General features: G+C 61.6%; 9 protein-coding genes. 5 read left to right on the top strand and 4 right to left on the bottom strand.

Features of this window, described 5'->3' with window-relative positions; all coding sequences use genetic code 11:
- Positions 1 to 540: 540 nt before the first annotated feature.
- Positions 541 to 864, bottom strand: coding sequence for a hypothetical protein (locus FD715_RS21915; protein WP_147115263.1), 324 nt, complete (start codon positions 862 to 864; stop codon positions 541 to 543).
- A 45-nt stretch (positions 865 to 909) separates the two neighbouring features.
- Positions 910 to 1,488: a hypothetical protein gene (locus tag FD715_RS21910; RefSeq protein WP_147115261.1), complete on the bottom strand. Its 579-nt coding sequence runs from the start codon at positions 1,486 to 1,488 to the stop codon at positions 910 to 912.
- Between the two features lie 214 nt (positions 1,489 to 1,702).
- Here FD715_RS21910 and FD715_RS21905 point away from each other — a divergent pair, with 214 nt between their 5' ends.
- Positions 1,703 to 2,914, top strand: coding sequence for a PRC-barrel domain-containing protein (locus FD715_RS21905; RefSeq protein WP_147115257.1), 1,212 nt, complete (start codon positions 1,703 to 1,705; stop codon positions 2,912 to 2,914).
- 150 nt (positions 2,915 to 3,064) lie between these two features.
- On the top strand, positions 3,065 to 3,655 hold the full coding sequence (locus FD715_RS21900) for an exopolysaccharide biosynthesis protein (RefSeq protein ID WP_147115254.1): 591 nt from the start codon (positions 3,065 to 3,067) through the stop codon (positions 3,653 to 3,655).
- A 189-nt stretch (positions 3,656 to 3,844) separates the two neighbouring features.
- Here the strand turns inward: FD715_RS21900 and FD715_RS21895 are convergent, their stop codons facing one another.
- On the bottom strand, positions 3,845 to 4,462 hold the full coding sequence (locus FD715_RS21895) for a hypothetical protein (protein WP_147115252.1): 618 nt from the start codon (positions 4,460 to 4,462) through the stop codon (positions 3,845 to 3,847).
- Positions 4,463 to 4,745: 283 nt separating this feature from the next.
- On the opposite strand from FD715_RS21895, the gene FD715_RS21890 reads away from it, so the two are divergent.
- From FD715_RS21890 to FD715_RS21880, 3 genes are all read left to right on the top strand, one after another.
- A complete protein-coding gene (locus tag FD715_RS21890) occupies positions 4,746 to 4,949 on the top strand; it encodes a hypothetical protein (RefSeq protein ID WP_147115249.1) in 204 nt (67 codons plus the stop codon).
- A gap of 143 nt (positions 4,950 to 5,092) precedes the next feature.
- Positions 5,093 to 6,094, top strand: a complete 1,002-nt coding sequence (locus FD715_RS21885; RefSeq protein WP_147115247.1) for a hypothetical protein — start codon at positions 5,093 to 5,095, stop codon at positions 6,092 to 6,094.
- Between the two features lie 90 nt (positions 6,095 to 6,184).
- Positions 6,185 to 6,445: a YrhK family protein gene (locus tag FD715_RS21880; protein ID WP_147115243.1), complete on the top strand. Its 261-nt coding sequence runs from the start codon at positions 6,185 to 6,187 to the stop codon at positions 6,443 to 6,445.
- A 33-nt stretch (positions 6,446 to 6,478) separates the two neighbouring features.
- Here the strand turns inward: FD715_RS21880 and FD715_RS21875 are convergent.
- Positions 6,479 to 6,889, bottom strand: a 411-nt coding sequence (locus tag FD715_RS21875; protein WP_223275045.1) for a phospholipase D-like domain-containing protein, incomplete at its 5' end; no start/stop codon positions are given.

Genomic DNA, 6,889 nt, shown 5'->3' with positions numbered 1-6,889 from the left:
AAGTGCATTCTGCGCTGACGATTGCGAGTCACGTGGCTGCGACGTAGGTCAAGTTCATCCAACAGGGACGCCTTAAAAAGCCTCGATCAAAGGGGCGACATGGAACACGGACCGGCATCGCGTCCTCCCTCGCATGCCGGTTCGGGGCGCCGGTTCGCTTATCTCCTCCCATCACAAGCGAACCGGTGCCATAGCCACGGCACCTTTGGGCGCCGTGCAGGGTAGCAGGTTCAGTTTCCGGGCTTCACGGTAGAGATAGACGAGGTAAGGCGGTGGTCGGATCGGAGTGCCGACCTCCCTCGGCACTCCGATCCGACCCGGCTCACCACCTTTCCTCCAAAAGGGGGCGGTCCGGGGCATCTGACAATAGCGTGGCTCGTCTGTCAAAGGATTGATGGCAAAGCATAAGTGGAAGTCAGACCAAGCCAGCCGCTGCGCCTTTTTCAGTAGCCTGCTAGGAATGAGGAAGGGGACGGATTTAACGTCCCCTATGAAAATATGTCCCCAAATGAGCCAATCATATTTTGGTAAGGAACAAGATCAGAAATCCTGTGCCAATCCCTCCTCGATCACAGTTCTCAGGTGATCGATCTCCTCGCCCTCGATGACGCCGTTGTCGTCGAGGTCGAAAGCCGAGAAGTCACCGGTGAGTTCCTCCGGGGCATCCAGGCCGCCGGAGAGGTCGCTGTCGTAGCTCGATGCGTAGTCCGTCTGCGTCACCCATGCGACGTCGAACTCCGCTTCGGTAATTACGCCATCGGTGTCGGGGTCCCAGACGCCGATGTCGAAGGCAAGCGCCTGTCCAGCAGCGGCTGTCGTCATGAGCAGGCTGAGCGCCATGGTTCTGGTGTTCATGATTTGCATGTCGTTCTCCTTCAGGTCGTCCGAGACCGCAGTGGTTCGGTCATGTCAGGGCGAGACCAGCTCGGCATGGATCTCTCGCAGCACTTCAAGCGTGCCTTCTGGGTCGCCCTCTCGCTTCTCCAGCGCGGCGAGCAGTTCGGCCTTCCGGCTTTCCTCGAGGGGCGAGCCTCCGATCGCCTCGAGCAGAGCGTCGTAGTCGAAGGTTTCCGACGCCAGCGCTTCTTCGATGACGGCCAGGCCTTCGTTCGAACCAGCCGCTTCGGTCCCGAGAATGGCTTCGGCCTCGCTTTCGACCTGCGAGGCCATCACCTCGTCGCCTGGGAGTACGACGGGGTCGGTTCCGGGCAGCGGCGGGATCGTCTCGTCTTCGACCTCGTCGGTCAGCATCTCCGTGGTGGGCTGATCGATGGCCGGTACGGCTTCCTCGCCAATGTCTTCCATGGGTTCGGAACTGATTTCGCTGTCACCTCCAATGTCAGCCGTAGGCGGCTCGGCCAGCTGGCTCACATCTTCTTCCGGGCCAGCCAGGTCACTGACGTCATCGCCAACAAAGCTCGTGGCGAGCAGGGCCGCGACGCCGGCGGCCCCTGCAATTGCGATGATAGGGATGGTTCTCTTCGTCATGGTCACTCCCTTCGATTAGGGGTGCTCAATGCGGGGCTTGAAATGGCCTAACGTTCGCCGGCCTGACCAGTTCGCCGCCTCACAACATCGCTAGAACGTCGGAACCTCAGCAGGGCGCGTCCGTTGGGCGGCCAATCCACCGGTCGTTGCACGTGGCGGAGAGGATCCTTCCCTTCGCAGGCGGCCATCCCTACCGACCAGGAGGTAAGACGACATGCGACTGAAGACCGCGACTGCCATGGGCCTTGCTCTGGCCGTGACCGGCACCATGCCGGCGCTGGCGCAGACCACCTACACCTACAGCGACATCGATACCGACGGGAACCTCGAGCTGAGCTCGGTCGAGTTCCAGAATTACAGCGGCGAGCTCTTCGGACTGTGGGATGCCGACAGCGACGGCATGATCGTCGAACAGGAGTTCCTCGGGGGCCTGTATGACACCTGGGACGATGACGCCGACGGCCTGCTGACCGAAGCCGAGTACAGCGACGGCTGGGATCTGTGGTTCGACGACTACGAGACCATCGGCTATGGCGGCCTCGACCGCGACGGCTACCTGACCGAAGATGAGTTCAACGACGGCTTCATGGAGGCCCGTCTTTTCGACAACTGGAGCGACGGCGAGCTCGGCCAGGAGGAGTTCGCGACCGTTCTCTATGGCGTCTACGACTCCGACGACAACCTGACCATCTCGCAAGTCGAGTACGACGCGACCCCGCGCCTTGAGACGTTTGGCTACAACCAAGCCACCACCCTCGAGACCAACGAGATCCTCTCGCTCGCCGACTGGCGCTATGACGACATCTACGCCGGCGGCATCAGCGCCGAGGAGTTCATCGACGAGATGGAAGTCTATGGTGTGACCGGTGAAGAGATCGGCGAGGTTGAGGATCTCGTCATCGGCCCCGACGGCCGCGTCCTGTCGGTCATTGCCGAGGTTGGCGGCTTTTGGGACATCGGCGACACCCATGTGAACATCCCGTTCGAGGAGGTCTCCCTCGCCGATGATAGCGACGGCATCATGGTGCCCCTAACCGGGGATAGCGTCAGCGACTACGATCTGTGGACCTATGACGCGGTGAGCGCCGATGAAGCGGGCAGCCAGACCATCTCGGGCGTGGACGATATGGACGTCGTGCGCGCATGGCGAGTCTCCGAGCTGATCGGCGACACCGCCCGTCTTCAGGACGGCGACATCTATTCCGAGTTCGGCTACATCAACGACCTGATCCTGCGGGACGGTGAAGTTGCGGCCGTAGTCACGAATGCCAGTTCCGCCTACGGGGCGGGTTATCAGGCCTATCCGTTCTATGGCTATGACTACGACATGGGCTGGGATGCCGGCAGCCCCTACTACGATCTCCCCTACACCGAGGACGAGATTGGTGAGCTCGAGCGGTTCGACTACGAGCGGATCGGGAGCTGAGAGGGACCCAACCCATCCTTGAAGTCTATCTCCGAGCCCCGTCGACCATCCGGTCGGCGGGGTTTTCCCTTTCGGCCCCCTCGCCAGATGTCCCGAGCGACACAGGAACCGAGCTGGCTGATGGCCGTTCGCCCTGACGGGGGAGGTGCAATGGCTCAACCACGCACGCGCGCGCTCAGCGAAGTTCTCGACCAACTCGAGAGTTCCGTGGAGGGTAAGAGCGTCAAGATCGAGACGGTGATCGCGAAGCTGGGCCACCGCTCATTCGCGTCGCTGATGCTGGTCTTCTCCCTGATCTCGACATCGCCCGCGAGCGCCATCCCCGGCATCACCGCGACCGTGGCCGTGATCGTCTTCATCCTCGTGGTGCAGATGATCGCTGGGCGCGATTGCGTCTGGTTGCCGGCCTTCGTCACACAGCGCCAGATGTCAGCCGCAAAGCTGTGCAAGGGGATCGGCTGGCTCCGCAAGCCGGTGCGCTTCATGGAGCGCTTTCTGAAGACACGGCTCACCTTCCTCTTCCATCGGCCGTGGCTCTGGCTTCCGCTGTTGCTGATCCTCGGTCTGACCCTGTTCATGCCGTTCATGGAGATCATTCCGACATCCGGCTCGATCGCCTCGGCCGTCATCGCGCTCTTCGCGGCCGGGCTCCTGACGCGTGATGGAGTGATGGTGGTGGCGTCGATGCTCCTGCTGCTCGCCGTTCCAGTGGCGGCTTGGCACTTCGGCATCTCCGGCTGAAATGCCATGCCGTCAGAGGTGAGAGCACCTCTCCCAATGCATTTCACTGACTACCAAGCTCGTTGGGCGAATGCTGGATCTCATGACCTGCAGCAACATCAGGGCCCGCTGTCGCGCCTGAGATTCCCGGGACTGGCAAGTGATCGCGGCATCGGTAAGCCTGGCCGACCCCTCCAATGTGGCCGGCTCTCACACGATCCCGAGCCGCTGCTCGACTTCGCGCCGCAGCTTCCGGCTGGCGGCCTTGCTCGTGATTTGCTCAGCCATCAGCAAACGCCCGTGCAGAATGCGCTCTTCGCCCCTGCCTTCGATGACGAAGGCCCGACGTGCCCCTGTGACGGCGCCTTTTGCAGCTGTGGCGGTGACCACCGTGACAGTGACGTCGGAGACCTCATCGAGGCTTCCCCTGCATTCCCCTGCAAAGAGCCCCCGCCGGATCAGGTCCTCGAACTCGCCGATGCTGCTGTGATGTCCGCTTTGCAGAGGCCCCTGGTTGGTCGCCTCACGCGGGTCCTGCAGTTCCTGGTCGCTCATCAGCGTCCGGTCGGTTACCACCGCCTGGCTCCGCTCACCTCCTACCACGAGGTCGACCACGACCTCGACGATATAGATCGGCTCCAAGCCAAGGTTGGCGACGAAGCACTTGGCCTTCAGCGCCGCGCCCGCGCCCTGGGTGATCGTGACGAGCTGACGACGCTGGCGCAGGAAGCTGAACAGGAAGATGTTCAGGTAGGAAATCCAGACCACGAGCATGGCCGCGTTGAAGATCACGGAAAGCGAAGCGCTGTGGTCGGCAAGCCATTGCATGGTGGCTACTCCCCTTACTCGGTCAGGGGCAACAACCTCACGCTTTGAGGGATCCGGCGACGACTAAATCGTGAACTACGCTCTTACAGAGATATGCGCTCTATCCAGCATGTTGAGTAAGTTCGAAATTAGTTCAAGCTACGGAAAAACAAAACATACCCGAAAAGCGGAACAGCATGCAAATTGTCACCAGAATACGGAAGCGGACTTATCGGCAATCGAATTACCCCTAATCAGCACTATATCGAAGTGGCATTGGAGCAACCCGACGAGACGGAACATTATGAAAACCCATGACGAGTTGAGAGCCCTCAAAGATGAGCTGATAGAGCGGCGAAATGTCGAACTCTATCGTCTTGATGTTCACAACGATGATCGCATCAAGCGAATCGCCAATATTCACATTACGATTCAGGCTATTAGAGACGCGCTTGAAGAGGATGACTCTCTTCGACAGCAGTCTTCCATGCAGCGTATTGGCCGTTGAGAAACAGCCAGATCAAGCTACAACTAGCCATAGGATCGATTACTTTAAACCATCTCGCTGCAGTCCCATCTGTAGCTAGGTAATGGAACCATCGAGAAATCCCCCCGTTCGCCCTTGAGACAGGTAACACAAGGGTGATCGCGATGAAGCAGACCACAGCTGCAGCCACCGCTGCCGAAGCCACTCTCGATCGGGGCGGCCGCGCCTCCTGGAGCGCCATCTTCGCCGGGACCGTTATCGGTCTATCAAGCTTCATCCTGCTCAGTCTTCTGGGTTTGTGGTGGGGCTTCGCCGCGCTCGAGCCGACGGAGGCCAATCCGATCGGCGCCGTGCCCTCGGTGGCCCCGTGGTGGATCGTGGTCTCGCAGATCCTGGCGCTACTGGCCGGTGGCTATGCTGCCGGGCGCTTCGCAGGTGCCTTGCACAAGATGGGCAGCTGGCTGCATGGCGCGGCGGTTTGGGCCGTGGCAACCTTGGCCGCCGTCTGGCTCGGCGTGTCGGCCTCGGTGAGCCTTGCGAACATGACCGGCTCGCTCCTGACCAGAACGGCCGAGAACGTCTCCGAAGCCGCGCAGGCAGTGATCCCTGAGGACGTGCAGCTTCCGGACTTCGCCCTGCCCCAGGTCAGCATGGAGGCCCTGCCGCAGGACCTGCAGCAGACGCTCAGCGCGCAGGGTCTGACGCCGCAGAACTTCCGCTCAGAAGCCCGCGAGATCTTCCGGGAGGTGATCGACCAGGCTGAACGGCGCCGCGCGATCGACGCCGTGCAGGGGACGGCCTCGGAGGTCGTGCAGCAGCCGACCACGGCCCCGAGCGAGATCGATGACCTCGTGGGCACCCTGTTCGGCGAGGGCGGCGTGCTGAGCGAGGAAGACCGCGAAGAGGCCCTGAACGTTCTGCAGAACCGCTTCAACATCTCGCAGGCGGAGGCCGAGCAGTTCGTCGACCAGGTCCAGGCTCAACTCGAGGAGACCGTGGATGCGGCGCAGGCCGCGCTCGAGGAGGCGCGCCAGACCGCCGCGCAGGCCATGGACACGGCGCTCGACGCGGCTGGCAGCGCCGCGATGGCAGCCTTCATCGCCTCGCTTCTCGGCCTGATCGCCGCTGTGATTGGCGCGGGCCTCGGTCGTCCCGTCCGGGACTGACCCGTCAGGCGGCCGGCCCAGAGCCGGTCGCCGCCTTGGCCCGGCCGCTCTCTGACGCTTCAAGCCTCCGCCGCAAACGAGGAGTGAAACATGGCCAACCCCATCAAGACGCTGGTGCAGGACTACGAATGGATCCACCTGTCGCTCGGCTTAGCGGGCAACGTGATGTTCTTCGCAGGCAGCGTGCTGTTCCTGCCGATGTTCGAGCAGCAGAACCCCGATGCCGGCCTCATCGACATGAAATGGCAGACAGTAGGTGTCTGGCTCTTCATCTTCGGCGCCTTCTTCATGTTCATCGGCGCGTTCGGGAACCTTCTGGTGAAGCTCTACCAGAAGTCGGACGAGAACTGAGAATGGGTCGGGAGCCTGAGTGCGGCTCAGGCTTCACCCCGTCCAGCTGTTCGAGACACTCTCGGGGTCGAACAGCTCGTTCTCGCCCAGCACCTCTTCCTCGAGATCTCCGAACTCAGGCGGTTCGAAGGAGATGAAGCTGCGCCCCTCGCCTTTCAGGCCGTCGATCGTCTGGACCAGCGATCCGCCGTTCTCCAGCAGGGTCTTCTCCACGACATCGTTGGACACCCCCAGATGCTCAGCCAGAAGGTCATTCCTGAGCCCCACGATGCTGGCACGAAGCTCCGGATCATCATCGTCCTCCGCTTCGATCGACAGGTCACATTCGGTATCGAACCCCATCGAGCGATTGTTCAGGTTCGAGGACCCCACGCGCAGCAGCCTGTCGTCCATGATCACCACCTTGGCATGAACGTAGATATGCGTGCCGCCTTCAGCCACGGG

The sequence above is a fragment of the Tateyamaria sp. syn59 genome (assembly GCF_007995245.1).
GTDB lineage: Bacteria > Pseudomonadota > Alphaproteobacteria > Rhodobacterales > Rhodobacteraceae > Tateyamaria.
This window is presented reverse-complemented; position numbering and strand designations above follow the sequence as displayed.